Origin of the sequence: Pasteurella multocida (genome assembly GCF_900187275.1) — a bacterium.
GTDB lineage: Bacteria > Pseudomonadota > Gammaproteobacteria > Enterobacterales > Pasteurellaceae > Pasteurella > Pasteurella multocida.
The window spans coordinates 601,159-627,018 of the sequence record NZ_LT906458.1; the positions used below are offsets into that span (position 1 = coordinate 601,159).

32 protein-coding genes are annotated in these 25,860 nt (G+C 37.9%); 13 read left to right on the forward strand and 19 right to left on the reverse strand.

Going from position 1 to position 25,860, the window contains the following annotated elements; genetic code table 11:
* Positions 1–11 precede the first annotated feature (11 nt).
* Positions 12–1,145 carry a hypothetical protein gene (locus tag CKV69_RS02795; RefSeq protein ID WP_014326003.1) on the forward strand — a complete coding sequence of 378 codons (1,134 nt, stop codon included), beginning with the start codon at positions 12–14 and terminating at the stop codon, positions 1,143–1,145.
* A 44-nt stretch (positions 1,146–1,189) separates the two neighbouring features.
* Positions 1,190–2,782: a pentapeptide repeat-containing protein gene (locus CKV69_RS02800; RefSeq protein ID WP_014326004.1), complete on the forward strand. Its 1,593-nt coding sequence runs from the start codon at positions 1,190–1,192 to the stop codon at positions 2,780–2,782.
* A 69-nt stretch (positions 2,783–2,851) separates the two neighbouring features.
* On the opposite strand, the gene CKV69_RS02805 is transcribed toward CKV69_RS02800, so the two are convergent.
* The gene (locus CKV69_RS02805; RefSeq protein ID WP_005722138.1) at positions 2,852–4,447 is read right to left on the reverse strand and encodes an ABC transporter substrate-binding protein; all 1,596 of its coding nucleotides are present in this window, start codon (positions 4,445–4,447) and stop codon (positions 2,852–2,854) included.
* Between the two features lie 334 nt (positions 4,448–4,781).
* Here CKV69_RS02805 and thrS point away from each other — a divergent pair, with 334 nt between their 5' ends.
* On the forward strand, positions 4,782–6,713 hold the full coding sequence (thrS, locus tag CKV69_RS02810) for a threonine--tRNA ligase (protein WP_010906743.1): 1,932 nt from the start codon (positions 4,782–4,784) through the stop codon (positions 6,711–6,713).
* A 308-nt stretch (positions 6,714–7,021) separates the two neighbouring features.
* Here the strand turns inward: thrS and CKV69_RS02815 are convergent, their stop codons facing one another.
* Positions 7,022–7,822: a sulfite exporter TauE/SafE family protein gene (locus CKV69_RS02815; protein WP_005751456.1), complete on the reverse strand. Its 801-nt coding sequence runs from the start codon at positions 7,820–7,822 to the stop codon at positions 7,022–7,024.
* 230 nt (positions 7,823–8,052) lie between these two features.
* On the opposite strand from CKV69_RS02815, the gene CKV69_RS02820 reads away from it, so the two are divergent.
* The 10 genes from CKV69_RS02820 to CKV69_RS02860 all read left to right on the forward strand — a co-directional run bounded on the left by CKV69_RS02820 (position 8,053) and on the right by CKV69_RS02860 (position 16,691).
* A complete protein-coding gene (locus CKV69_RS02820) occupies positions 8,053–9,732 on the forward strand; it encodes a solute:sodium symporter family transporter (protein WP_014326005.1) in 1,680 nt (559 codons plus the stop codon).
* 3 nt (positions 9,733–9,735) lie between these two features.
* Entirely contained in the window at positions 9,736–11,181 is a 1,446-nt protein-coding gene (locus tag CKV69_RS02825) for a sulfatase-like hydrolase/transferase (protein ID WP_005756507.1), read from the forward strand.
* 150 nt (positions 11,182–11,331) lie between these two features.
* Positions 11,332–11,925, forward strand: coding sequence for a Crp/Fnr family transcriptional regulator (locus CKV69_RS02830; RefSeq protein WP_005730514.1), 594 nt, complete (start codon positions 11,332–11,334; stop codon positions 11,923–11,925).
* A 12-nt stretch (positions 11,926–11,937) separates the two neighbouring features.
* A complete protein-coding gene (locus tag CKV69_RS02835) occupies positions 11,938–13,071 on the forward strand; it encodes an anaerobic sulfatase maturase (RefSeq protein ID WP_014326006.1) in 1,134 nt (377 codons plus the stop codon).
* Between the two features lie 21 nt (positions 13,072–13,092).
* Positions 13,093–13,917: a D-hexose-6-phosphate mutarotase gene (locus tag CKV69_RS02840; protein ID WP_016504644.1), complete on the forward strand. Its 825-nt coding sequence runs from the start codon at positions 13,093–13,095 to the stop codon at positions 13,915–13,917.
* 122 nt (positions 13,918–14,039) lie between these two features.
* Positions 14,040–14,582 (forward strand): translation initiation factor IF-3, encoded by a 543-nt coding sequence (gene infC, locus CKV69_RS02845; RefSeq protein WP_071543641.1) that lies wholly within the window; start codon positions 14,040–14,042, stop codon positions 14,580–14,582.
* 397 nt (positions 14,583–14,979) lie between these two features.
* On the forward strand, positions 14,980–15,177 hold the full coding sequence (gene rpmI, locus CKV69_RS02850; RefSeq protein WP_005596065.1) for a 50S ribosomal protein L35: 198 nt from the start codon (positions 14,980–14,982) through the stop codon (positions 15,175–15,177).
* A gap of 70 nt (positions 15,178–15,247) precedes the next feature.
* Positions 15,248–15,601 carry a 50S ribosomal protein L20 gene (gene rplT, locus CKV69_RS02855; protein WP_005722169.1) on the forward strand — a complete coding sequence of 118 codons (354 nt, stop codon included), beginning with the start codon at positions 15,248–15,250 and terminating at the stop codon, positions 15,599–15,601.
* A 698-nt stretch (positions 15,602–16,299) separates the two neighbouring features.
* On the forward strand, positions 16,300–16,446 hold the full coding sequence (locus CKV69_RS10655) for a hypothetical protein (RefSeq protein WP_153574057.1): 147 nt from the start codon (positions 16,300–16,302) through the stop codon (positions 16,444–16,446).
* Positions 16,419–16,691: a YadA C-terminal domain-containing protein gene (locus tag CKV69_RS02860; RefSeq protein WP_014326008.1), complete on the forward strand. Its 273-nt coding sequence runs from the start codon at positions 16,419–16,421 to the stop codon at positions 16,689–16,691. The genes CKV69_RS10655 and CKV69_RS02860 overlap by 28 nt, the downstream gene beginning before the upstream one ends.
* 236 nt (positions 16,692–16,927) lie before the next feature.
* On the opposite strand, the gene CKV69_RS02865 is transcribed toward CKV69_RS02860, so the two are convergent.
* From CKV69_RS02865 to CKV69_RS02940, 17 genes are all read right to left on the reverse strand, one after another.
* Positions 16,928–17,275, reverse strand: coding sequence for a Mor transcription activator family protein (locus CKV69_RS02865; protein WP_014668273.1), 348 nt, complete (start codon positions 17,273–17,275; stop codon positions 16,928–16,930).
* Positions 17,275–17,736, reverse strand: coding sequence for a gp16 family protein (locus tag CKV69_RS02870; RefSeq protein ID WP_014668272.1), 462 nt, complete (start codon positions 17,734–17,736; stop codon positions 17,275–17,277). The genes CKV69_RS02865 and CKV69_RS02870 overlap by 1 nt, the downstream gene beginning before the upstream one ends.
* 70 nt (positions 17,737–17,806) lie before the next feature.
* Positions 17,807–18,130 (reverse strand): hypothetical protein, encoded by a 324-nt coding sequence (locus CKV69_RS02875; protein ID WP_014668271.1) that lies wholly within the window; start codon positions 18,128–18,130, stop codon positions 17,807–17,809.
* Between the two features lie 3 nt (positions 18,131–18,133).
* A complete protein-coding gene (locus tag CKV69_RS02880) occupies positions 18,134–18,694 on the reverse strand; it encodes a DUF5420 family protein (protein WP_014668270.1) in 561 nt (186 codons plus the stop codon).
* A gap of 9 nt (positions 18,695–18,703) precedes the next feature.
* Positions 18,704–19,249, reverse strand: a complete 546-nt coding sequence (locus tag CKV69_RS02885) for a hypothetical protein (protein WP_014668269.1) — start codon at positions 19,247–19,249, stop codon at positions 18,704–18,706.
* Positions 19,246–19,473 (reverse strand): hypothetical protein, encoded by a 228-nt coding sequence (locus CKV69_RS02890; RefSeq protein ID WP_005755637.1) that lies wholly within the window; start codon positions 19,471–19,473, stop codon positions 19,246–19,248. The genes CKV69_RS02885 and CKV69_RS02890 overlap by 4 nt, the downstream gene beginning before the upstream one ends.
* Positions 19,474–19,641 (reverse strand): hypothetical protein, encoded by a 168-nt coding sequence (locus tag CKV69_RS10700; protein WP_014668268.1) that lies wholly within the window; start codon positions 19,639–19,641, stop codon positions 19,474–19,476.
* A gap of 1 nt (position 19,642) precedes the next feature.
* Positions 19,643–20,263, reverse strand: a complete 621-nt coding sequence (locus CKV69_RS02895) for a DUF3164 family protein (protein WP_005755634.1) — start codon at positions 20,261–20,263, stop codon at positions 19,643–19,645.
* A gap of 19 nt (positions 20,264–20,282) precedes the next feature.
* Positions 20,283–20,537: a hypothetical protein gene (locus tag CKV69_RS02900; protein WP_032851712.1), complete on the reverse strand. Its 255-nt coding sequence runs from the start codon at positions 20,535–20,537 to the stop codon at positions 20,283–20,285.
* Entirely contained in the window at positions 20,512–20,733 is a 222-nt protein-coding gene (locus CKV69_RS02905) for a hypothetical protein (RefSeq protein WP_005755632.1), read from the reverse strand. The genes CKV69_RS02900 and CKV69_RS02905 overlap by 26 nt, the downstream gene beginning before the upstream one ends.
* 9 nt (positions 20,734–20,742) lie before the next feature.
* Positions 20,743–21,066: a hypothetical protein gene (locus CKV69_RS02910; RefSeq protein ID WP_014668267.1), complete on the reverse strand. Its 324-nt coding sequence runs from the start codon at positions 21,064–21,066 to the stop codon at positions 20,743–20,745.
* Between the two features lie 2 nt (positions 21,067–21,068).
* Positions 21,069–22,247 (reverse strand): AAA family ATPase, encoded by a 1,179-nt coding sequence (locus tag CKV69_RS02915; RefSeq protein WP_014668266.1) that lies wholly within the window; start codon positions 22,245–22,247, stop codon positions 21,069–21,071.
* Between the two features lie 11 nt (positions 22,248–22,258).
* Positions 22,259–24,028 (reverse strand): DDE-type integrase/transposase/recombinase, encoded by a 1,770-nt coding sequence (locus CKV69_RS02920; RefSeq protein WP_014668265.1) that lies wholly within the window; start codon positions 24,026–24,028, stop codon positions 22,259–22,261.
* Between the two features lie 11 nt (positions 24,029–24,039).
* On the reverse strand, positions 24,040–24,984 hold the full coding sequence (locus CKV69_RS02925) for a hypothetical protein (RefSeq protein ID WP_014668264.1): 945 nt from the start codon (positions 24,982–24,984) through the stop codon (positions 24,040–24,042).
* 10 nt (positions 24,985–24,994) lie between these two features.
* Positions 24,995–25,309: an IclR family transcriptional regulator gene (locus CKV69_RS02930; RefSeq protein ID WP_005755623.1), complete on the reverse strand. Its 315-nt coding sequence runs from the start codon at positions 25,307–25,309 to the stop codon at positions 24,995–24,997.
* Positions 25,310–25,321: 12 nt separating this feature from the next.
* A complete protein-coding gene (locus CKV69_RS02935; RefSeq protein ID WP_014668263.1) occupies positions 25,322–25,507 on the reverse strand; it encodes a hypothetical protein in 186 nt (61 codons plus the stop codon).
* Between the two features lie 79 nt (positions 25,508–25,586).
* On the reverse strand, positions 25,587–25,823 hold the full coding sequence (locus tag CKV69_RS02940; RefSeq protein WP_005755620.1) for a DNA-binding protein: 237 nt from the start codon (positions 25,821–25,823) through the stop codon (positions 25,587–25,589).
* Between the last annotated feature and the right edge of the window lie 37 nt (positions 25,824–25,860).

The window sequence follows — 25,860 nt, forward strand, 5'->3', positions numbered from 1 at the left end:
GAAATAAGAAAATGATCAAAGCGATAGCCTATTTGTTGGGTTTAAGTGTTTGTTTGCCCCTGTCGGTTGAGGCTAATGTTACGACAGAAAAACAGCGCTTATTGGATGAATTACAGTCTTCCATTCAGTATATGCAAGGTATTGCGACGCGTGGCACACGAGAACCCATTGTATTTGAAGCGCTGAAACCGCATCAGGCTTTTGATCCCAAACAGGCAGAACATTTTATTGCCTTGCCTGCACAAACAGAACATACTGTGCCAACTTTACAGACGTTTTTTACGAAAAGTGCCGTGCAACAGCGCTATCAAGCGCCTTATCATTTCTTTAATATTGCGAAACAGGAGGATCAACTCGCGACCTTATTAGGTGTTGATCAAGTCTATTTACGCAAAAATAGGGCATTTCAACCGAATTTTATCCCCACTGTAACACAAGATATCAAGGGGAATGTCGAACATCAGATTGCGTATTTGTCTGTGCCCAAAATCGTGGCAGAACGTGAGCTTGATGGGGAGGTTCCGATCCACCATTTATCTGATATTGAACACGCCGTGTACGCCACTCAAACCGAACCTTATACACAAGTGGCGATTGAAAGCGAGGAACCGCTTAAACGGGTTTCTTTTAACATTGAACTGGCATTACCGCGTTTTACCACACAGCAAATAACACATTTTCCTTATGCAATAGACACTGCTTGGGGAAAAATTGAGTTTTTACAAGTGATTGGTAATGCGTTGGTTTATCGTGTGCCAGCAAACATCGCCGACAAAATGATGGTGTATGCCCTTTATCAAGATGGACGTGCATTAGCCCCGCTTGAAACACTACGTCATCCGTTACTGACTGAGGCAGAAAAAACGTATCATCATCAATTAGCGAACTTATTTACTGAAGTACATCGCTTAGTCAAGTTGGATAAAATCAAAACAGAGGCAGAAATTCGCCAATTTTTCCAATCTCGCCAACCGTTCCCGCCAGAGGTCGATGAAAAACAACAGAGACTACACATAACGAGCTATTACACAGGGGATATTGCCAACGTTGTTCTGTATCTGCCCGAACCCGCAGAAAAACACCAATTTCGTTTAGACTATTCTGTACCTCAGGTGTTGGGGGAAGAAAATGAAGAAGAAAAATAAAAAAACTGAATATGTATGCTTATAAATTTATAAGGAAATTAAAAATGATAAATTGGAAATGTTTAATTAAAGCTACTTTTATTGAAAAATTCAAAGAATATAAAGCTGCTTTTATTGAAAAATTCAAACAACATAAAGCTAATCTTTTTAGCAAACCAAATGAAGAACAAGTTCTTATTATTGGATTATTTTCTTTTCTCTTAGCAATTATTTTTATTATATTATTTATTTGGTTCTTGCCTGAAGATCTTGAAGGTGTAAATGGAATTTGGACATTAATAACCGCTATCATTTCTTCACCTATTCTTTATTTGATATGGCGGTTTAGAGATCAAAATGCCACTAGACAAATCGAAAACCAACGTAAAGACATTAATCTAAAAGAATTTCAAAAAATTGCCGAATGGGTGAGTGGCTTACATTTGATTGAAGATGAAGTGACAGAAAAAATAGCTAACCAACCTCAACAAGAAACAACAAGAAAATATACACAACAAGCTGAGAATTTATCTATTCCCACTTTTAGCAAAAAAGACGGTGCGGTAGGCTTACAAATTGCGGCAATTTATAATTTATTGCCTTTTTATCGTGGGGAGCATGGTGAAAGTTTTAAAAAGCCCGCATTGAATTTATTGCTTTCTGCTTGGTTAGCGTTGCAACAGAAAGAGGTCAAAATTTTAGAGAGTTTAGATATTTGGGCAGATTCGGAAAAATTTGAGACTACCGTTGATAAAATCAAAAAAAATGGACAAAGTCCTATCGGCATTGCGATCACGCAAGTATTACTTGCTGATGGGGGAAAATATTTAGTGCAATTCCCCGAAATTTTCCCAAACTTATGTCTCGCAGGGATGGACTTTCATCTTCCTGGCTTAGATAAAGGCGTTTTAAACATTTTTACCCAAACTAGAAATTGTCAAGGCATAATTTTAATTGGATGTAACTTGAAAAATGCAAATTTACAAATGATAGATTTTAGTTCAGCTAACTTAAATGCTACTAATTTTGAGGGGGCTTGTTTAATAGATAGTCGTTTAATCAATACTAAATTAGATTCTTCTAAACTAAATAAATCAAAATTAAATGGGGCTAAACTTGTTAACTCTAGTGTGAGATTTTCAGATTTAGAATATGTATCTTTGGAAAAAGCATTTTTGAGAAAAAATGACTTTAGTTATTCTAAACTCTTAGGAGTTAATTTCAATGAAGCTGAGTTAAATGACATTCATTTTGAAGGTGTCATCCTTAAGAATAGTACTTTTATTTCTTCATACTTATTACATATAAACTTCTTTAATGCTGATTTATTTAATTCTCGATTTAGACCTTCACAGTTATACAAATTAGAGTTTTCACATATTAATTTTAATGATATAGATTTAGAGATTAATGAAATAAACTTAGTACAGTTTAAATTAGATGGTTGTATTCTATTTTCAGATACGTGCAACGAAGAATATCTAGATCTTTTTAAAAAACAAGGTGGGGTTGTTTTATATAGAACGAACATATTTTCCCCTTCTAGAGTTTGCATAAAGAAAGATAATACCTTACTTGAATATCCAATTACTCAGCAACTTAATTTAGAACAAACCCAACAAGAAAACCCAGATTGGGAAATTTCCATTATTGAATAACCTTATCTTTTTTTCTAAAAAAACACCGCACTTTATCACTAAAGTGCGGTTGTTTTTTGCTAGGTTTTGTTAATCCGCTAACTTAGTGCCGTAGAAGTAGCTATAACCAAATGGGCTTTGTTTATAGTCTTTGACACGCAGACTTAATGCGGTATTGGTGATGGAGTGGGCGACAGTGATCCACGGGGCTTGTTCTTTCGCGATCACTTGCGCTTGTTTGTATAGCTCAGCGCGTTCCGCTTGGTTAGATAAGCTGATTGCTTTGCTTAATAACGCGTCAAACTCTGCATTACTCCAACGGGCATAGTTACTGTTACCGATGTTTTCAGTGCCTAATAACGGGGATAAGAAGTTATCCGGATCGCCATTATCGCCTGACCAACCGTAAGTACCCGCGGTGAGTTCACCTGCTTTGGTGCGTTTAATGTAATCCCCCCATTCATAACTGACCAATTTAGCTTTCACGCCCGCTTTTGCCCAGTCATTCTGAATCACTTCAGCCATACGACGTGGGTTCGGGTTTGAGGCACGCACCACCGGTTGCACCCAAATTTCGGTTTCAAATCCATTTGGATAACCGGCTTCGGCTAAGAGTTGTTTGGCTTTTTCAATATCAAATGGGTAGTCCTGTACATCATCGTTATAGCTCCAAATCGTTGGTGGTAGGACATTTTTCGCCATCACGCCTGCGCCTTGGTACACCACATCAATGATGGCTTTTTTATCGGTAGCATAGTTTAAAGCTTGGCGCACTTTCACATTATCAAACGGCGCTTTTTCGGTATTAAACGCAATATAGGCAATATTTAAGCCTTCTTTTGACATCAACTGAATTTTCGGATCAGCTTTCATTTTGGCTAAATCGGCGATATTCGGGAAGTCGATCATATCACACGCACCAGATTGTAATTTGGCATAACGTGTCCCCGCATCAGGCACAATATCAAAAATCAAACGATCAATTTCGGCTTTCGGTTGCCAATAATCAGGGTTCGCGAGGAAACGGATTTTTTGTTCTAACTGATAACCTGCAAAAATAAAGGGACCCGTACCAATTGGTGTGGTATCCACTTTTTCTGGCGTGCCTGCTTTCATCATTTTATCGGCATATTCCGCAGAATAAATCGAGATGAAGTCCATACCTAAGCTCGCTAAGAAAGTCGCATCGGGCTTGGTTAAGGTGATTTTCACTGTGTAATCATCCACTTTTTCTACTGCTTGCAACAATTTTGGAAACTTCATCGCATTGAAATACGGATAAGTGCCTTTCGATACCTCGTGGTAAGGATGGGTTTTGTCCAACTGACGTTGGAAAGAGAAAATCACGTCATCGGCGTTAAATTCACGGCTCGGCTGATAGTCTTTAGTTTTGTGGAATTTCACGCCTTTACGTAAATGAAAAGTGTACGTCAATCCGTCATCGCTAATTTGCCAACTTTCTGCCAACGCAGGTTCGATATCGGTCGATCCTCGTTTAAATTCAATCAAGCGATTGTACACTTGTTGAGAACTGGCATTATACGAAATACCTTCCATGACGAGGGCAGGGCTAAAGCTACTTGGTGCACGGCTGACGCAGTTAATAAAGGTTTTATTACTGGCTTGTGCACTGTTAAAAATCATCAATCCTGCGGCAATGAATGAGAGTTTGGTTGTCAACTTCATACAGTCTCCTTTTAAGTAAATACATCATTTCCCTGTATACTAAGCGAAATTGCTAGGATAACCCAAAGAATTTGCTGTTTTAATTTATAACAGATTGCTATAAAAATGGCTATTTTTTGTTTGTCATTTAAGCGCTGTGATCTAATAACCTTTTGTGGATTGAGGCTTTTGAGCAAAAATCCAAATCGCCAAACAAAATCAAATATGATACAATTTTCGACCGCACTTTTGCCTTATTCAGAGTAGGAATGAGTCTAAAGTGCGGTTTATTTTTGAAAAATTTTAGCAAAAACAAGTAACCTCTCGTATGGGTTACCACTGTAAAGGAAAACTTATGCCAATTATTACTTTGCCTGACGGTTCACAGCGTCAGTTTGAACAACCTATTTCTGTGATGGATGTTGCTGCCAGTATTGGTGCGGGTCTAGCGAAGGCTTGTATTGCAGGTCGTGTTAATGGCGAGCGGAAAGATGCTTGCGATCTGATTACTGAAGACAGCAAACTAGAGATTATTACCGCAAAAGAGGAAGATGGTTTAGAAATTATTCGTCACTCTTGTGCGCACTTATTAGGTCATGCCATTAAACAGCTATTCCCAAATGTAAAAATGGCGATTGGTCCAACTATCGACAAGGGTTTTTATTATGACGTGGATCTTGATCGTTCTTTAACCCAAGAGGATTTAGATGCACTCGAAAAACGTATGCTTGAACTGGCAAAAACCAACTATGATGTGGTGAAAAAAGTGGTCAGCTGGCAAGAAGCCCGTGATACCTTTGAAGCCCGCGGCGAGCCATACAAAATGGCAATTTTAGATGAAAACATCGATCGTTGTGATACGCCAGCGCTTTATCATCACGAAGAATACGTTGATATGTGTCGTGGTCCACACGTACCTAATATGCGTTTTTGCCATCACTTTAAATTAATGAAAGTTGCTGGTGCATACTGGCGTGGTGACAGCAAAAATAAAATGTTACAACGTATCTACGGTACCGCGTGGGCAGATAAAAAACAATTAAGCGAATACTTAACCCGTTTAGAAGAAGCGGCAAAACGTGACCACCGTAAAATTGGTAAAGCGTTAGATTTATATCATATGCAAGAAGAAGCGCCGGGTATGGTGTTCTGGCACAATGACGGTTGGACAATTTTCCGTGAACTTGAAACCTTCGTGCGTACTAAATTAAAAGAATACGATTACCAAGAAGTAAAAGGTCCATTTATGATGGATCGCGTATTATGGGAAAAAACAGGGCACTGGCAAAACTACGGTGATTTGATGTTCACCACTCAATCAGAAAACCGTGAATATGCGATTAAACCGATGAACTGCCCGGGACACGTGCAAATCTTTAATCAAGGTTTAAAATCCTACCGCGATCTACCAATTCGTATGGCGGAATTTGGTTCATGCCACCGTAACGAACCGTCAGGTTCATTGCACGGTTTAATGCGTGTACGTGGTTTCACCCAAGATGATGCGCATATTTTCTGTACGGAAGATCAAATTGAAAGTGAAGTAACGGCGTGTATCAAAATGGTTTACGACATTTACAGCACATTCGGTTTTGAAAACATTCAAGTGAAACTGTCAACCCGTCCAGAAAAACGTATTGGGGCCGATGAAATGTGGGACAGAGCCGAAGCCGGTCTTGCTGCTGCACTGTCGCACAATGGTCTTGAATATGAAATTCAAGAAGGTGAAGGGGCATTCTATGGTCCGAAAATCGAATTTGCTTTACGTGACTGTTTAGATCGTGAATGGCAGTGCGGGACAATTCAGTTAGACTTCGCCTTACCGGGTCGCCTCAATGCGTCTTATGTGGCAGAAGATAATGATCGCCGTACTCCTGTGATGATTCACCGTGCAATTTTAGGTTCTATCGAGCGTTTCATCGGAATTATCACCGAAGAATACGCCGGTTTCTTCCCCGCATGGTTAGCGCCAACACAAGCGATCGTGATGAACATCACGGATTCACAATCTGACTATGTGCAAAAAGTGGTGAAAACGTTATCTGATGCGGGTTTACGTGTGAAATCAGATTTACGTAATGAAAAAATCGGTTTCAAAATTCGTGAACACACCTTACGTCGCGTACCATACATGTTAGTTTGTGGCGATAAAGAAATCGAAGCCGGCAAAGTGGCGGTGCGTACCCGTAAAGGTGCCGACCTCGGTACATTCACCATTGAAGAATTTTTAGATATTCTGAAAAAACAAGTACGTTCTCGCGAACTGAAATTGTTAGGTGAAGAATAGTTTTTCGCTTTCTTTAAGAAAACAGCAAAGTGCGGTCATATTTGACCGCATTTTTTATGCGGAGAGAATAGCTGAGTAGAGAAATAAATGTTTAAAGAGAGGAAATTTTGAACATGTTTTATTGAGCTGTTTATCGTATCAACAGATTTCCTTATCAAGTCGAAACCATTCATCTTAAATTCATGGCATACTTACGTGGGGCGTATATCAATAAACCAAAATCATAAAAAAGCGAGGACGCCTGAGGCGTCCTGGGTAGAGAAGTGAAAATTTTTGTTAAAACACGCGCACTTTGAAAAGCTTTGGGGTTATTTAAGTAAATGCGCAATCAACATATAAGCCGCAATCGCTAATAAAATCAGTCCGAGCATTTTTCTGGCAACATCGGGGTGCAAAAGTCCGCGGATTTTCATTGAAATAAAGCTAGTAACAAATGAGCTTAATACGACAATTGTGACAACAGAAAAATTCACATAGCCAATTTGCCAACCGTAGTCCAAATGGAATGGCGGGGTTTTGGATAAATAGCCGTACAAGCTACCTAAACCACCGATCACCATCATGTAGTTAGTATAAGGGGCGATTTGATGAGGTTTGACACTATTAAGTTGACCGATTAACGGTGCCATAATCGACCCCCCGCCAATGCCGGTCATTCCCGCCACACCGCCGCCAAATAAACACAATCCCGCGCCTTTTAAATTTTCATGCCGTTCTGCTTGATCAGTTTTGACGATTTTAGAATGAAAAATTGTTCGTATTGCTAAGATCGTTAATACACTAATAAAGACAATCACAATCAGCGTATCGGGTAAATAAAAACTGGCTTCAAAACCTAACTGAACACCAATAATCATCCCAACAGACCAAAGCAACATGGCTTTAAAATTAATCTGAATTTTCTGTTTATAAAAATAAATAAGGTTAATGAGAGAAGAACCAATCACGATAGTAAGCGATGTTGCTGCCACCATTTGTAAGGGGAAATCGGGAAAGAGGGTATATAAAATTGGCACCATCAATACACCACCACCAATGCCAAAAATAGCGGACATGAAATTCGTTAGCACACCACACACAATCAGAATTAAAATTAATTGCAAGCCCATAAATAAAAAGCCTCCATCTTTTTTGTTTCATTATGCCTTGAATCTGAACTGACAATTTATGATCATGCTCATATTGAAAAACATTTTTTCTTTCGCATTTAAAATTTGTGATCTAACTCACCATGACCATATGATAAATATCATAAGCCTTCAATAACGCCTGTATTATTCTAATTACGTATCTTTTTTTAGATATTTTCATTTATTTTAATATAAGCAAGGAGGATATTATGTTTATCACCATCGTCACGTTTCTCCTCGTAACGGGAATTGTGGCATTTATTTCATGGAAAAAAACCAAAAATGATGATTTAAGCACGTCTAAAGGTTATTTCTTAGCTGGACGGGGATTAAGTGGTCTCGTTATTGGTTGTTCAATGGTATTAACATCATTATCAACGGAGCAATTAATTGGTGTTAACGCTGTTTCTTATAAAGGTAATTTCTCAATTATTGCTTGGACAGTGCAATCTGTTATTCCATTATGTTTCTTAGCACTTTATTTATTGCCTAAATATATCAAAAACGGTTATACCACTATTCCAGAATTTTTTGAGAATCGTTTTGACCGTCAAACGCGCTTAATTATGTCTGCGCTCTTTTTGGTATTTTATCTCTTTATTGTTATTCCAACCGCACTTTATACGGGAGCGATTGCTTTTAATAAAATTTTTAATTTAGAGACCGTTTTTGGAATTAGCTATGGTCAATCAATTGTTTATACAGTAATCGCAATTGGTGTGGTCGGCGCAATTTATGCTATTTTTGGTGGTTTAAAAGCAGTTGCGGTATCAGATACAGTAAATGCGGTGCTTTTAGTCGTGGGTGCATTATTAGTCCCAATCTTCGCCTTAATTCATTTAGGTGATGGTAGTATCGCCGCAGGTTTTAAAACGATCACAACAACACATGTGGAAAAATTCAATGCGATTGGTGGTGCAGAAGATGCAGTACCTTGGCCAGCGATTTTTACAGGTATTTTGATTGTGAATTTCTTCTATTGGACCACGAATCAAGCGATTGTACAACGTGCGTTAGGGGCGCGAGATTTAAAATCAGGTCAAAAAGGGATTCTCCTTGCTGCATTATTCCTCTTAACATTACCATTAATTCTTAATTTACCGGGCTTATTAAGTTTCCATATTCTTGGCGAAGGGCTAAATCCTATTGATACCTCTTATCCAGCCTTAGTCAATCGTGTATTACCAACTTTCTTACAAGGTTTCTTCATTGCAGCATTATTTGGCGCAATTTTGAGTACATTTAACTCTTTCTTAAACTCTGCTGCAACGATTTATTGTAAGGACTTATTACCGTCAATCAGTAAAAAACAACGCACAGAAAAAGAACTAATTTTGCATGCGAAAAAAGTCTCTGCGATTATGGCAGTATTGACAATGATTATTGGTCCTTTATTAATGTTCGGTACAGACGGGATTTTCTTATTAACCAAACGCTTTGCAGGTTTTGTAAACATTCCAATTGTGGCGTTATTTGCAGTCGGTTTATTTAATAAAACAGTTTCAGGTTTAGCAGCTCGTATTGCTTTATTGTTACATGTTATTTTATATTTCTCTATCGTTTGGGTGTTCCAAGTGAAAGTCAATTTCGTGTACGTAATGGCAGCATTGTTCGTCTTTGATGTCGTTGTGATGCTAGTATTAGGTCAATTCTTAAAACGCGAACCATACGAAGAAAGTAAAGAAAATAAAGAAGGTGTTGATTTAACCAACTGGGAACATGCTCGTGTCACCGTGGCATCATTAGTGTTAGGTTTGATTTCCTTACACGTCTTACTTTCGCCACTCGGTTTAGCTTCAACAGAAGGTCAACCACTCTTAATTTTAGGTATTTATGCGATCTTACAAGTGATTTTCCTATTTGTATTTCGCAGTAAAAAAGAGGTTTAAATAATGAATATTGTCTATATTCTCTTAGATCAAGTAAGGAAAGATATGCTTGGTGCTTACGGGCACCAAGTAGTTAAAACACCGAATATTGATAGACTTGCACAAGATGGTATTCGGTTTAATAATGCTTTTACGCCAGCTTCGGTTTGTGGACCTGCACGTACTTCTTTATTTACGGGATTAATGCCATCTTCACATGGCATTATCAAAAATGGAGAAAAAGGCGGAACTGGAGAAATTAGTCAACAAGCGCCCAATATTGCTAAATTAGCAGGCTATAATACTTATGTTGTGGGTAAATGGCATGTCGGAACCAAATCTGTGCCTGAAGATTATGATATCAAGGGACATAATTTTGATGGTTATGGTTATCCTGGAAGTGGCGTATATAAAAATTTGGTTTTCAATCAACCGCCTACACATTCTAACCGTTATAAAGAATGGTTAGAGGAAAAAGGCTTTGAATTTCCTGAAGTAAGCAAAGCGTATTTTGGCGATAATCCGCATTTACGGGTACAAGAACTTTGTGGTTTTTTATCAGGGACGAAAGAACAAACCATTCCTTATTTCATCATTGATGAGGCGAAAAGATATATCCAAGAATCACTAGAGGAAAACAAGCCTTTCTTTACTTGGATTAACTTTTGGGGACCTCATACCCCTTGTATTGTGCCTGAACCATATTATTCGATGTATAGCAAAGATGATGTTGTATTGGATGAAAGTTTCTTTAAACCACTAGAAGGTAAACCGGGTCATTTCCGCACCATTTCTAAAATGTGGGGAATGTGGGAAGCAAGTGAAGATCATTGGAAAGAAGTGATCACAAAATTCTGGGGCTATATTACTTTAATTGATGATGCGATTGGCGAGTTATTTGCTTTTCTTGAACAACACAATTTATATGAAAGCACCTTCTTAGTTGCTACGGCTGACCATGGTGATGCAATGGGCGCACATCGAATGATTGAAAAAGGGGAGTTCATGTTTGATACGACCTACAACATTCCTTTAATTATCAAAGATCCAAAATCGAGTCGCGTCAATGAACAAGATGATAACTTAGTTTATTTACATGATTTAACCTCTACTGTTTATGACATTGCAGAGCAAAAAATTCCAACCGAATTCCAAGGGGAAACGTTACTACCGATCACGCGTGAAAAACAACAAAATGACCGAAAAGGGATTTTAGCGCAACTTGCAGGGCATTTTGTGTATTTTGAACAACGGATGTGGCGTCGTAAAGATTATAAATTGGTTTTTAATGCCACCGATGTGTGTGAACTTTACGATGTTCGTCGCGATCCGGAAGAAATGCACAATTTATTCTACGATGAACGTTATAAGGACGTAAAAAAAGAAATGCTTGAAGAAATGCGTGTGGAGATGAAACGCTTGGGTGATCCATTGGAAAATTGGGTTTACCGAATTATTGATGAAATCTAATCGCTGAAAGGCGACATAGGTTCGCCTTTCTTTTCTCCTCTGATTCACGTAAGGTAATGAGGTTAACGTTTTTTAGTGTTTTTTAAGCGTTAACCTCATTATCTTGAAAGATTTAACCATGAAAAATAAATATCACATAAGAAGGAATATATGGACACGTCAATTGGACCAACCAATTTGCAGCATTGCCAACTGACTTATTTACATCAATTAGCTAAAGGGATGACGGTTTATCAACAAGGCGAGGTTGCACAAGAGTTTTATTTTGTCAAAGAAGGGCTAGTCGGTTTATATCATACTTTAGATAATGGTAAAGAGAGCTTAGTTCGCTTATATCGTCAGGGAGACTATTTTGGTTTTCGTACTTTGTTTGGATTAGGTGACAGTCGTTATCACTGTAGCGCAAAGATCTTAATTGAAGCAGAAGTTATTCGAATCAAGCCAGAAAACATCGATCTATTTTTCTTACATAATTTACAACTAAGCAAAGTCTTACTCCAAACGCTTGCCAATGAATTACGGGATGCTGAGCAACGATTAGCGAAAAGTGCCTATTTACGTACTTTAGATCGTGTCATTGATAGTATGTGTTTTTTAACAAGTAATTTTCCGTATTATAACTGGACTTATCGAGAAATCGCCGAATACGCAGGTTGTGAAACAGAAACCGCCATTCGTATTGCAAAAGAATTAAGGCAAAATGGCTTATTTACTGAATTATTACCTCATCACAAGGGAAAATAAAAGGCGTGTAGTATGGCATTTTTCTCACCTAAAACGAATTTCCATTTGATGGCAAAACCAAGTAGTTTTCATTGTAATATTCAATGTGAATATTGTTTTTACCTAGAAAAAGAGCACAGTTTTGGTTCAAAAGCCCCCTTCATGTCAGAACAAACGTTACGTAATTATGTGAAGAATTACATTGAATCACATGCAGGGCAACGCGTGGAATTTGCTTGGCAAGGGGGAGAACCGACCTTATTAGGTTTAGATTTCTTCAAAAGAGCGGTCAGTTTTCAACAAGAATTTGCGAATGGTAAAACCATTACTAATGCCTTTCAAACTAACGGTATTGCCCTTAATCGCCAATGGGCAGCCTTTTTCAAACAACATCAGTTTTTAATTGGTTTATCTGTTGATGGACTCAGTGCCGTACATAATCGTTACCGTATTACGAGTAACGGACAACCGACCTTTGATCGTGTAGTAAAAGCCTTAGCCTTATTAAAAGAATATCAAGTCGATTTTAATACCTTGACGGTCGTTAATGATCAAAATTGGCATAAAGGAAAAGAAACTTATCTGGCTTTAAAAGCGTTAGGCTCTACCTTCATGCAGTTTATTCCTATTGTGGAACAGCATGCTGACCATCTACAGACATTCTCTGTTCCCTCGGAAGGTTACGGACATTTTTTGGTAGATGTGTTTAATGAATGGAAAAAACAAGATGTTGGACGTATTTTCGTTTTGGAGTTTGATAATCTGCTAGGGCAATGGTTAGGTTATCCTTCTAGTAGTTGTATTCATCAGCCAACTTGTGGTAAATCGCTGGTTGTAGAAGCGAATGGCGATGTGTATTCTTGTGATCATTTTGTTTATCCCGAATATAAAATAGGTAACCTTAATCACGCCTCCCTTGCAGAACTTGTTCAATCGCCTAAACAATCTCATTTTGGTTTTGCGAAACAAGGTCAATTGACCCAAATTTGTCGCCAATGTGAATTCAAATCCTTTTGTCATGGGGGGTGTCCTAAGCACCGAATTTCCTCAGTAGAAGGGGAGCATTTTAAGCACAATTATTTGTGTGCTTCTTATCAATATTTTTTCCGTCAGACAGCAGAAGACATGCAACAGATGAGCAATCAGATTCGTTTTGCTAAAACATAATAAAAAATGAAGGAGTCAATCATGATCCAATATAAAAAGATTAAGCAAATTAGCCCTGAATTAACTTTATCTTACTATAACCAAATTCCCGTTTTAGAATTAAATCATCCTCATTTGGGAGAGGCTAAAGTTGCATTACAAGGTGCACAATTATTAAGCTGGAAACCTAAAAGTGAACAACAAGACATATTATGGTTAAGCCCAATAGAACCTTTTTTGCTCGGGCAAGCGATTCGCGGTGGGATACCTATTTGTTACCCTTGGTTTGGTGCAACGAAAAAGCCAATACATGGGACTGCTCGTTTAGCGTTATGGAAACTGGGCCATTTTGATATTGATATTGAACACGCTTGTATTGAGTTAGTGTTGTTAGACCAACAACATATTGTTGAAGCCAAAGTTGTGATGTTGTTTAGTGAAAAGTGCGAACTTATTTTTACGCATTATGGTAAACAAGCAGCACAAGCGGCATTCCATACTTATTTTCATGTGGGCAATATTGAGCAAGTTGAGATAATGCATTTACCAACGGTTTGTTTCAACGCAGTGACACAACAACAAGAACAGGTGCCATCTTCTCGTCGTATTACACAACATACTGATTGTATTTATACGCTAGAAGCACCAACAAATTATATTCTCGATCATCAATTTAATCGCCAAATTGAAGTCACACATCAAAATGCGACAGAAACGGTTTTATGGAATCCATGGCATAGCGTCATGAGTGCAATGCAAGAGCAAGATTATCAAAATATGCTTTGTCTTGAAACAGCTCGAATCTATCAGCTTTTGCATTTTGGTGAATCAATCCGTGTGACCTTAGCAAGGAAAAAATCAAACTAGGGTTGTTGCATAAATACTTAAAATACAGTAGAATTTCGTTCGTTTTTGTTCTTTTAGAACAACATAGACTTTTCTTCTGCTAAGCAGATGAACGCAAGATAAACTAATAGAGGAATACGACTATTAAAACCGTAAAAAAAGCACCCGTAGCTAACCGTCCGAATCGCATTAATGATGAGATTCGAGTAAAAGAAGTTCGTTTGATTGACCAAGATGGCGAACAAGCAGGTATTGTATCAATTCAACAAGCCTTAGAAATGGCTGAGCAAGCAGAATTAGATCTTGTTGAGATTAGTCCAAACGCAGAGCCACCAGTGTGTCGCATTATGAATTACGGTAAATTCCTATATGAAAAAGGAAAAGCGGCAAAAGAGCAGAAGAAAAAACAAAAAGTTGTTCAAGTGAAGGAAATTAAATTCCGTCCGGGTACAGATGAAGGCGACTATCAAGTGAAATTACGCAGCCTGATTCGTTTCTTGGAAGAGGGCGACAAAGCAAAAATTACTGTGCGTTTCCGTGGACGTGAGATGGCACACCAAGATATCGGGTTAGAAGTGTTAGAGCGCGTGAAAAACGATTTAGCTGAGATCTCCGTCGTTGAGTCCGCCCCTGGCAGACTTGAAGGCAGACAGGCTGTTATGGTACTTGCCCCGAAAAAGAAATAGTTTTCTAAAAATGCAATCAAAATAACATTGATTGCATTTTTGCTTTTTACCACTTCTCTTTATATTTAAAGCATAATGAGATTCGCTGTTGTCACTTTGAAGTGCGTTGTTTGAGCGCAAATGGTTTGACAAGCTATGATTGACAGATAAACAGCAAAATCTTGCTCAATTTGAAAAAATGATTTGCTAAAGGCAGACGAATTCTATAGAATTCGTCTGTTTTTCGTTATGAAAAACTCAAAATGGATCAGGCAAACTACGCAGCCTGATTATTTTAGAGAGAATAGCCTGAAATACGGTTACTCAAAGTAAGAAATATTCAGTGCTTTACAAGTAATCTCTTCGGAAATTCGCCTGAATATCGGTGTTTAACAAAACAATGCGGAGTTATTAAACAATGCCTAAAATTAAAACAGTACGTGGTGCTGCGAAGCGTTTCAAAAAAACAGCTTCTGGCGGTTTCAAACGTAAACAATCTCACTTACGTCATATTTTGACTAAAAAGACAACTAAGCGTAAACGTCATTTACGTCATAAATCCATGGTTGCGAAAGCAGACCAAGTTTTAGTAGTAGCGTGCTTACCATACGCATAAGCTGCGTTTTAAGTACAGTCGTACGATTAGTTAAATTTTATTTCAAATTAAGACAATAGGAGATTAAATAATGGCTCGTGTAAAACGTGGTGTTATTGCAAGAGCACGCCATAAGAAAGTTCTTAAGGCTGCTAAAGGTTATTACGGTGCTCGTTCACGTGTTTATCGTGTTGCGTTCCAAGCAGTAATTAAAGCTGGTCAATATGCTTACCGTGACCGTCGTCAACGTAAACGTCAATTCCGTCAATTATGGATTGCACGTATCAACGCTGCAGCGCGTCAAAATGGTTTATCATACAGCAAATTCATCAACGGCTTGAAAAAAGCATCTGTTGAAATCGACCGTAAAATCCTTGCCGATATCGCGGTATTCGATAAAGTTGCTTTCACTGCATTAGTAGAAAAAGCAAAATCTGCACTTTAATTTAAAGTCAGGTATATTAAGATTAGGGCGCGCTCTCGCGTCCTTTTTTATGCCTGTTGTTTAAGGATTCGCAGGTTTATTCGTAATGTATTCACCCATTTCCCTTCTTTCCTCATACACCTCATTCTTATTGCGAAATGAATGCTGTTTTACAATGCTGTTTTTTACTTCGTGTTATACGCTTCTAGCATCAAAGGCATGCGATACATTATATTTATTGATACAGCTAAAATAAGTATACCTTTATTTTAATACCTCAAAAGAGTTATATATTTATATTCATACCTAAAAAGAGGTATATATTCTTTTCTTCTCTGTTAGTTGGTGAAAATAATTTAACTCCTCAAAGTGAGTTGTGTGATGATGATATTTTCACCCTTCGATCAATTTAATCCAACGCTTATTCAATAGCGTAGCGTTATATTCTGTTTTATATTTATAAACACCATCTTAAATTAATATTTTTTATTTTTAAATTATTTGCAAGGTAAGGATTGTCTTAATTTTGTTCTATTTTTTGTTCTATTTTGATTTATATTTATTCTTTTAAAATATAAAATAAATAAAAGGCTTGTAATTTGTGGGGTGTTTTTAGTAGAATTCGTTTTGCATTTAATCTTGCAATAGGATTTTGTATTATTAAATATGTTTAAAGATAAATAATCAGTTGTATAAGTAAGAAGTTTAAGGAGTACTTAATGAATTTATCTAAAATCGCAACAGGGATTGTTGTGTCATTTTGTTTAGTTACTAGCGCCTATTCTAATAGTTATCAATCTATGAGTTTAAAAGAAAAGGCTGAGATCGAAGAGAAGAAATGCGCTCAAGTTTTAACACGCGTTTAAATCATTTAAAACGAGATTTAAAACGTGGTCTTGCTACTCAATCCGCTTTAAATGGTTTATTCCAACCTTATTCCGTCGGTAAATTTAATCTCACAGCAGCCTTTGGTGGTTACCAATCTCAAACTGCCATTGCTATTGGTACAGGTTATCGTTTTAATGAAAGAATTGCCGCAAAAGCGGGAATCGCCAAAAGCGTGAAAGGTGCCGCGTTATCTTATAACGTTGGTGTGAACTATAAGTTTTAATCGTAAAAAGGAGTTTAACGAACAACATTAATATTATTTACCTCTAAACTATCCCAAATTTATTCAAATAGCGCGCTACGTTTTCGTAGCGCGTTGATCCATAGTGATATAAATAATATAGTCTCAGCGATATAAATGGGACTTATGGGGAATGAATGTTACTTAGTGGGATAGAGAAATTGTAAAAGAGTTTCAGTATGTGAAAAAGATTGAGAGGCTATAATCAGCCTCTTTTTTTATGTGAACATGTCCATTTGATTATGCTTTATTACTTGTTTACGAACTCGATTAATCACTTTACGAATACCTGATTCAGTCATATTGTATTTCTTAACTAAGAAAACCCAGTTATTCCCGTTGAAGTCGTTATAAATATCTAAGTCACGTTGTGCGATTTTATAATGAAAATCCTTAGGAAAGGAAATTACCATACCGCCGTAGTGTTCAGCCAAAAAATCAGCGACGTGTATTGAAATCTGTTCACAAATGTCCTGATCGAGATTGTAATTTTTACATAGCGCGCTCACATTATCTTCAATATCGCGTAAAAGCTCGTGTCGCGTTACTTCCATTTGTGTGCTCATTACATACCTCCTAGTTCACGTTGCTGCCACTTCTTTAATCTTTCTAAAACTTTTGTTGCTTGCTCGTTATCAAGCCAGCTGACGAATCGGATTGGCTGACCATCTTTATTTTTAGCAATCTTTGCAACATAAGCGTTTAATGCGTCTTCACTACTATTTCTAATTATACCTTGTGAATACATCTCAAGCCATTTAGCACGTATTTTCTTTGTGATATTGCTTAAAGTGTATTGTTGGCTTGTACCTATTCTGTGTTTTGTAGTGTTTGTTTTGACACTAAAACCGCGAGATTTCATACCATCTAGTACTTTTTCAAGCTCAGAAACGGTCATGTTAGAGCAACTAGATTTTTTTACTGTATTAACGAGGAAAGCTCGGTATGTTTCTTTATCCATACCAAGCTTTGATTGTGCTATATGTATTAATTTAATTAACTGTTTTCGTCTAATTTGATTTTCCATTTTTATCACCATAAAACACATTATTCAGCCCACTTTTTTTGGGGGTAAATGGGCTGTAAATATGCCTTATTTAGTAAGGTAACATGTCATCATCATCTAGTTTTAATTTTTCCTCTTCTTCTATTTCTGAAACTAATTCCTGTAATGCTTTTGAGATTGCGTTTCTTATTCTTTCGTCTGTATTCTCTCTTGCTAATAAAAAAGTCATAGCCTCATGGTCTAATAAGCTTTGATGCCACTCCAATTCTTCAAAAAGACTACCTTCCCAGTTAATACGTTTTACTTTTCCACCCAAGATCTCCGTATCTTTTGAGAACGCTAAGTTATCAGCGGTTACTTCATCAATTTCAATTTCAAGTGTAAGTAACACTTTTGGTTCTTTTTCCGTGCCCATAATCTATTCTCCTTGTAATGCCAAAAATTCACTCTGCTTAATTTCAGTGAGAAAATCTGGAATATTTGGGAAGTTATCACCACCAAATGCTTTTGTTTTAACTGGTATTGATACAAGGAAATGATTGTCTGCGACACCACACACTGTAATATACCCCATGCGATTACCAAGTACCCAACAACGTAGTTTTAATTTACGTAACATAAAATTATTGAAACTTGGGTATTTTTTTAATAACTCTCTAATGTCTTGGATTTTTGCATTGAGCGCTTTTCCTACTTTAGTGCGTCCATCGCCAGTAATTTTTACTCTTTCATTATTTATTTTTTCAATTTTGTAAGAATTGTCATCTTTGATTTTTTCAAATTCTGGATTGTTTATAGTACATGCAATACCAAAGATGCTATTTTCGTCACCATACCAACATTCATAAAAAGGAATTGTCTGAAAAATAGTTTCTAATTCTTTATCTCTTTTTTCGCGATCATCTCGCCATTGTTTATCAAGTGATTTAATAGGCTCTTTATCAAGAGAACATTTGAAATAACGGAATTCTGGTCTCATATTTACTCCTTAATCTTCAATTAATTCGAGGTCTTCAAATTTAATTATATGACCACATTGTCTTGCAGGTGAGCCTGTAGCTATTTGTTCATTGTTCCAATCAATTTGACTTTTTGTCATAACGTTATAGCGCGCAGCTCTGTATTTGTTAATTGCAACAATTGTTCCAATTTTTTCTTCATAAAAACTCGGTAAGCGTACTTTAGCCCCAATAGGAAAAGGAGGTTTAATATCATTATGTTGTATCCATTGGTTCTCTTTTTCGTAAATTTGCCGATTTACAAACAACTCGAATTTTTCAATCTTACACAAATCTTCGTAAGTGAACTCCCAGCCATAATCTTGAATTAATAACGTCATCAATACTTGTGGGTCTTGATAACAGTGAAATTCTGCAATTAGCGACTTATAAATACCATCCCTATATTCTTCTGCAACTAAAGCATCCTCATGATAAGAATCTGGATAATGCTGTTTAATGAATGCATGCACTGTTTCTTCTGCGAATCCATCATCATTAATGGATGGGCGTGGGGGATTAAATGTTACTTTCATAATTCACCTCTTTCTCTGAGTTGCTTCTCTTCGCTGATTTCTGGTGCAATGTTGCGAAGAAAAGCAATTTTGCGCTTAATATTTTTAGCTTCACGCAGTGCACTGTTAAACATAATGGCACTGCTTCTTTCATCGCCATTATTCATAAAGTCAAGCGATGCTTGAAATGCATTGATAATATCTGCAATTTCTGCCGCACAATCTTGCTTTTCTGTTAATGTCATTTACATCTCTCCAATTTCAGTTACATTTCGCACTTCCGAAATCTGTTTTGGTAATTCATCGAGCTTTTCTAAACTAAAATCGTCAGTTAACTTAGATACATCATCGATATTTTCCGCAACCACCAAGACCTCAAGTAAGCATTCAACACGTACAATAAACTTTTTCATTTCACACCCCAGCAATATCAAGTGAAATTGGTTTCCATGTATCAGTATCACCCACGCGCTCATAAATGCGCACATACGCTTTAGAGCTGACAACCTGCACGCTTTCACTAATAGCCTGCATCGCGTTTAACCAACGCTTGTCTTTAATGTCGACACGACGCAAACCAAGAATACGTGAAGTATTGAGATTCCCTTCTTTATCCACATTAAACGCCCGTTCAATTAAAGCTCTAAGTTCTGGGCGAGAACCTTCGGACCATTCATTTAAACACTCATCAATGAGGACTTTTGCCGCTTGAATACGCTCATCGAACTGCAAGTTGTCGTTAATAGCGCGCTGAATTTTGTACTTACCATCGTAGCTAAATAGCGTAATATTGCCCTTATTACCGCCAATTTTGGCATCATATTTCTCAGCTGATAGGTCAATAAATGCTTGAATATCACCAAAAATATGCTCTTTAAATGCTTTCATCTCACCGTGCAGTGCAATGGCTTTTTCCACCCATTCATTGACTAGTGAATCACGTTCTCTATCAATTTCTTTAATGAGTTCTTCCGGCGTGAGATTACCTTTTGCATCAGCCCAGTAGGTTTTACCATTAATGATTTGCTTAGCCATATTTGTCTCCTTGTTATTTTTAATGAATCGTATCTGAATCTTTTGCAAGCTTTTCAAGCTTCGCATGAAAGATGCTTGGGTCTTTTTTAAAGTAAAAACGGATTTCCATTGTTTCCTGTCTTAATTCGATATATGTAATTTCACTTGCAATCATTACCGCCATATTTTCTGGTGTCAGTTCAATTTTTCTCAGCATAAAAACCAATAAGTCCAGGAATCGGTCATCTGTTTTTTCAATTCTGATGAAATTATTTTTCTGCGTTTTTTCCGGCATTTTGATGTTCCTTTAAAATTGCTTTAAACGTGTCATTGTTGTTACTGTTTTTAATGACTTCAAAATAATCAATGCCATTGATTAAAGCATTTGCAATTGTTGCGGGATCTTTTGCTTGTAGAACAAACATCAGACAGTAGCGATAAAACAGATCTTTGTTGTTTCTATTAATTTGTTTTATTGTTTCTTTACCCATAAGCCCTCATTAATGAATTGTTTCTGAACGTGGAAATGAAAAAATAATACGACAACTCGCTAACATGCGTTGTGCTGTTGAAATAAGTTGTTCTGTTGCATCGTGCATATGTGAATAAACAAACGCCTTGTCAGTGTCTAACCACTTTTGCGTAAGCGCGTTGTGCTGTACTTCAAGCGTGGGTACACTTCCATCAAGTCTGACATGTAGAACCGTTAACCCTAATCTTGCGCATGCCATAGTCGCTTTATGTGCGGCAGTTAATTGAGATAACACATGCATATTTGCAATATTGAGTTGCACTTTTTTCTTTTGTGATTGTTGTTTAGTCATGATTACACCCCTTTCACAATATCAGCTGTGACAAGTGGCGAGCCCAGTTCAGCCGCTAAATTCATTGCCGATGTTAGTAAATTACCCACCGCTAATGGATATAACAGGCTGGTTTGTGTCTTATTTCTGCTGTTGGTCATAATTAAACGTTGACGAACGGCATCGAGTGCGTCTTTATCAAAGAAATCTGATGCTTTCTTACCGATAGCTTGTGCTCGAAAATCAACATATTGCTCCAAGCAACTATCTAATGGCTCAAGTGTGACAATTTCACAACGTTGAACGACTTCGCGGACTTCAAGGTTACGCTCTGAAAGCTTTAATTTAAGCTCCGGTTGACCGACAAGTACGATAGACAGTAGCTTTTTAAAGCCATCTTCAAGTTCAAAGAAACGTTTTAGATGTTTCAGTGTTGGCACAGGTAAACTGTGTGCTTCTTCAATAATTAGCACATGTTGATTGCCTGCGCGCGCACTGTCTTTTAAGACGCGGTGAAGTTGGCGAAAACGTGCTTCAGGTGAGCGTTTAACATTTTCAAGTGGTGCTAGAGTATTGATAATGCTTTCAGCAATGTGTGCCGCTTTAAGTGTCTTGCCTTTTAAATCGTTGTCTTCCATGGCGATAATGTAAGGTTCAATCACCACAACTGGCAGGTTTTCACTGTTAATGCGGTCGATTAAATCACGGCGTAGTGTTGACTTACCTGCACCAGATTCACCGACCACAGCGACAAAGCCGCCAAATTTAGCCGTTTGGAAGAGTGCTTCACGGACGTAACGCACGTCTGGTGAACTAAACACTTCAGCAGATGAGCGCACTTCGTCGGTAAATGGATTAGAAAAAAGTGAAAAATGTTTCTTTGTCGCTGGAAATAGAGACTGTTTTGCGAGTAACATAGTATCGTCCTCTGTTGTTGGCTGGTTGCCGTTATTAATAGTGGACACTTCTGCCACTGTTGGCGCAGTGGCAGAAACCTCCGTTAAAAGTTCTTCAAGTGCGATTGAAATACCGAGTTTTTGTAATTCAACCGTCAGTTTTTGCTTAAAAAGCTCGGTATCTGTTTTAATTAACTGACCATGATTGACTAAATTCGTAATCACGGCGGGTGATACATTGAGCTTTCTTGCAAGTTTGCGTTGTGCTACGCCTTTTTGCTCTAAAATTGCTTTGAGTTTTAACATAGTGACTATCCTTAACCATTCACTATACGTAATGGTTTTGCCGTGGTTGGTAAGTGTGGTTGAGCAAGTAATTCTTCTAACTCAGGCTCAGTCATGCCATTTGGGTGGCGTTGATTAAGCCATTGCAATGTGTCTGCGCTATATTCACTTCCAAATTTCGCTTTTAAGCGTTTTGCAACCTCAATTGTGCTGAGTGGAATAAGCTCAACACGTTTTGCATTTTCAGTAAGCTCATGTTGCTGACCTTGTTTTGGCATAAAATCAACATAGTTATGTTCTTCAATGCTTTTGTATGGGTTAATACGACCACCAAAGAGCGGTGTTTTGGCTTTTTGAGCTGCTTTAACTTCATCATCTGTTTTAGCACCATAAGCAATACGTTCGGCTTCTTCCTTGTTATATTCAAACTCGCTTTTATGATGCGGTTTATACTCTTCGCCAATGACTGCCGCTTGTTCTTTAAAACCATGTTCATTAAAGATAACAGGCTCAACAACTGTCCAGTAATGATGTCCTTCTTCATCCACGCGTTGTACTTGAATACACTCTGGTCTATATGGATTTTTACCAATCGTGAGTGTGTTACCAACCATCGCTTCTTTAATGTTACGTACATCAAATACCGCCCCACCAAAATTAACCGTTAATTCTGCAGTGACTTTGCGCGTTACTAATTTTGTGATCATTAATTCGCGACAGATTTCAATGCTTGGTGCCAGTACAAGTTGCTCTTTAGTAATAGAAAGCCAGCTCATGTAACGTGTTTTTCTCGTGCGTGAATGAACTGCAGTACTGTTAAAATAGGTCATCCATTTGCCAGCCAGTTGATTTAAGTTGTCCAACCCAGTAACTCGCATAAAACGCAACCCACTCTCAAATTGGCGTTCTACAATATCGTTGCTCTTCTCAACTTGTCCTTTCGCGCGCGGCTTACCTGGTGCATTAACTTGAAGATGAATGCCAAGTTGGTCGCATAAGTGACGAAACATGGCTGATGTATTCGCAGAGCCGGGGTCTAACATCACCATTTTTGGTACGCCACAAAATGGATTGTTGTTACCACGTTTTTGCATCGCGTTGATGAAGCAATTACAAAGGTTTTCTGCACTTTCACCGCCATACACATATTCGACATAAATCACACCAGAGGTATGGTCGGTGATGACATAGCGCCAAACACGTTGATTTTCGACTTTCTTCACGTTAGCGGGTTTGTTCTTATAGAACTCTTTTTCTTCCATAATGTTTAAGCCATTTCCGCCGTCTGTTTGCTCTTTGAGGTAATACAACACACACAAAGAGGGGTCGATTTGCCAACAGTGGTTTGGATGTAAGCTTTTCATACTGTTAACTGGCGCAGGGCGAGATAGCTGTTCAGGATGTAGGTTATAAGTACGTAATGCCCGACTGACCGCACTTTCTGAAAGTAAGCGTATTTCACCTGTGCTTTCGTCAATGTATTCTGCTTTGATTTCATTGTTTGCACGTAATACATCAAGCACGCTGGCAAGACTGGACATGACTTTGTTATTCACACCACGACGGCAGGCTAACCAGTAAGCCGAAATAATTTTTGCCTCGTCCAAACTCAAGTTCACATTGCCTTTATCTGCACGTTGTTTGCGTTTTGGCTGACTAAATTGTTTTAATTCACGCATTAATGTTGCATAACTGATATTCAACTGTTCACAAGCTTGCGCATAGATTTCACCTTTTTTGCCATGTCCTGCTGCTTGTGCAAGCTGTGAAATCTCTAGCAGTTTTTCAGGTAAAATCGCCATGGTGATTGTCCTTATTCTTGTTCTTCGCCGTTAATGATGGCGTTAAATGCATCACTATAATCGGGCGTTTCATTACCACGCGCCCAGGCAGGTGTGTTATCACCATCCGCAAATTGAGGGAGGTTAAACGTAGTACGTAATTCATTAATAACAAGCTCAATCTCGGCTAATACACCCGTCATAAACTGCTTGTGATCAATGCCACTTTCTTGTGTATGTGCATCTAATGTTTCAAATGCTTTCCACACTTGCCCGCGTAGAATGGCTTCGGATCCATAAACAAGCTGGGATGTTTCTTTACGCAACACACCACCTTTTTCATCTGGCGTTAATGTGTTGATGTATTGCTTTTTCTTCTCAAGTTCTGCATCAAGCTGATCGATACGTTTATTCTTGTTATCAAGAACACGTTCCTGTGCGGTATAATTGTCTTTTGCTGTTTTTAATTGCGCTTCTAAGCTCTCTTTTTCTTTTGCGTGTTTAACCGTCAACTCTTCGATTTTCTCAATCAAATCTTCTTTGTCGGTTGCCTCTGAGTAGTCGGCATCTACGATTTCTGAACGAGCATCTTCTGGGAGTTTACGTAATTTGCGTAAATCACGATAACCAAGACCAAGGCGTTGAGAGGTTTCTAAAAAATCTTCACCTAGAGAATTTAGATTTTGCAAATCCTCATCAACTTTTTGACGGGTTAGTCCGCACATTAAGCAAAACTCTTCCCAAGTGCCGACACGTCGGCAGTTTCCATTATCATCATAGAAATCTAACTCTTTGAATTGCTTGGTTTCTTTGACTTGAGATAGTAATTTCAAAGTGCTGACGGTCAGCAGTTTTTGTGCAAAATCAAAGGCTTTTACCATTCCTAAAACTTCATGAGCTTGTGTTTTAGCTCGAGTCATGGCTTTAGCAGCTAAAGCAACGGCATTTTGTGATTGTTCAATGGTTAAATTTGTCATATTACTTTCCTTAACTTAAGGCGCCAGCGGCAATGCGTTGGTTTAGTTGTTCGACTTTTTCAATAGCAAGATTGCATTCGTTTGCATGAGCTGTTGCAATTTGCAGTACTTGAATACTTAATGCAAAGCGATCTTCGGCTAGTCTTATGACAAAGCCTTCGTCAAGTAATACGGCTAATGCGCGTGAAATATTGACCTGACTTTCATTTAATCTCTCTGCAAGTTGACTGTTACTAAGCCCTGTTAATGAGAATCCTTTTAATGCACGAATGATGTTTAATGCTCTACGGGCTGGCTTGCTATTTGTCCCTTTTAATTCAGTCATAGATACACCTCATTAATTAACTTTGCCTTGTAAGCTTTTAACTTGATTAAGCGGAATATTGTGTTTATCGACGATTTGTTGTGTGTTTTGTTTACGGAACTTATTCAAAATTGCTTGGTTTTTAATGTCTTTGCGTTCGCGTCGTCTGTATTCGCGTGCTAAATACCAGATACAAAATTTAATCAGTAATCTTTTCATTTTGAGCTCCTATTTCGCTACAAGCGGTCAGTTCCGCTTAAACTGTTATCAATTCAAATTGGTAACGAAGAATGTGTGATTAAGCCGCTACTTGTGGGGATTCAGGATCAGGTTTTAACCCTAGTAGCACTGCTGTTTTATGGCTTTCTCCCCAAGTACCCTTCAACTGCCCACGAAGCAAGTCGGAAATGGCTTGCTGACTTACCCCAAAGTGTCTCGCCCATTCACTACGGTTAATTCCATGAAGTAAAAAATAAGCTCTTACACTTTCAGGCGTTTGGGGATAAGGCAAAGGCTTAAATGATGTTTTTGGCATTTCGCCTCCTATGTAAATTGTGGTAAATTATGGCAGT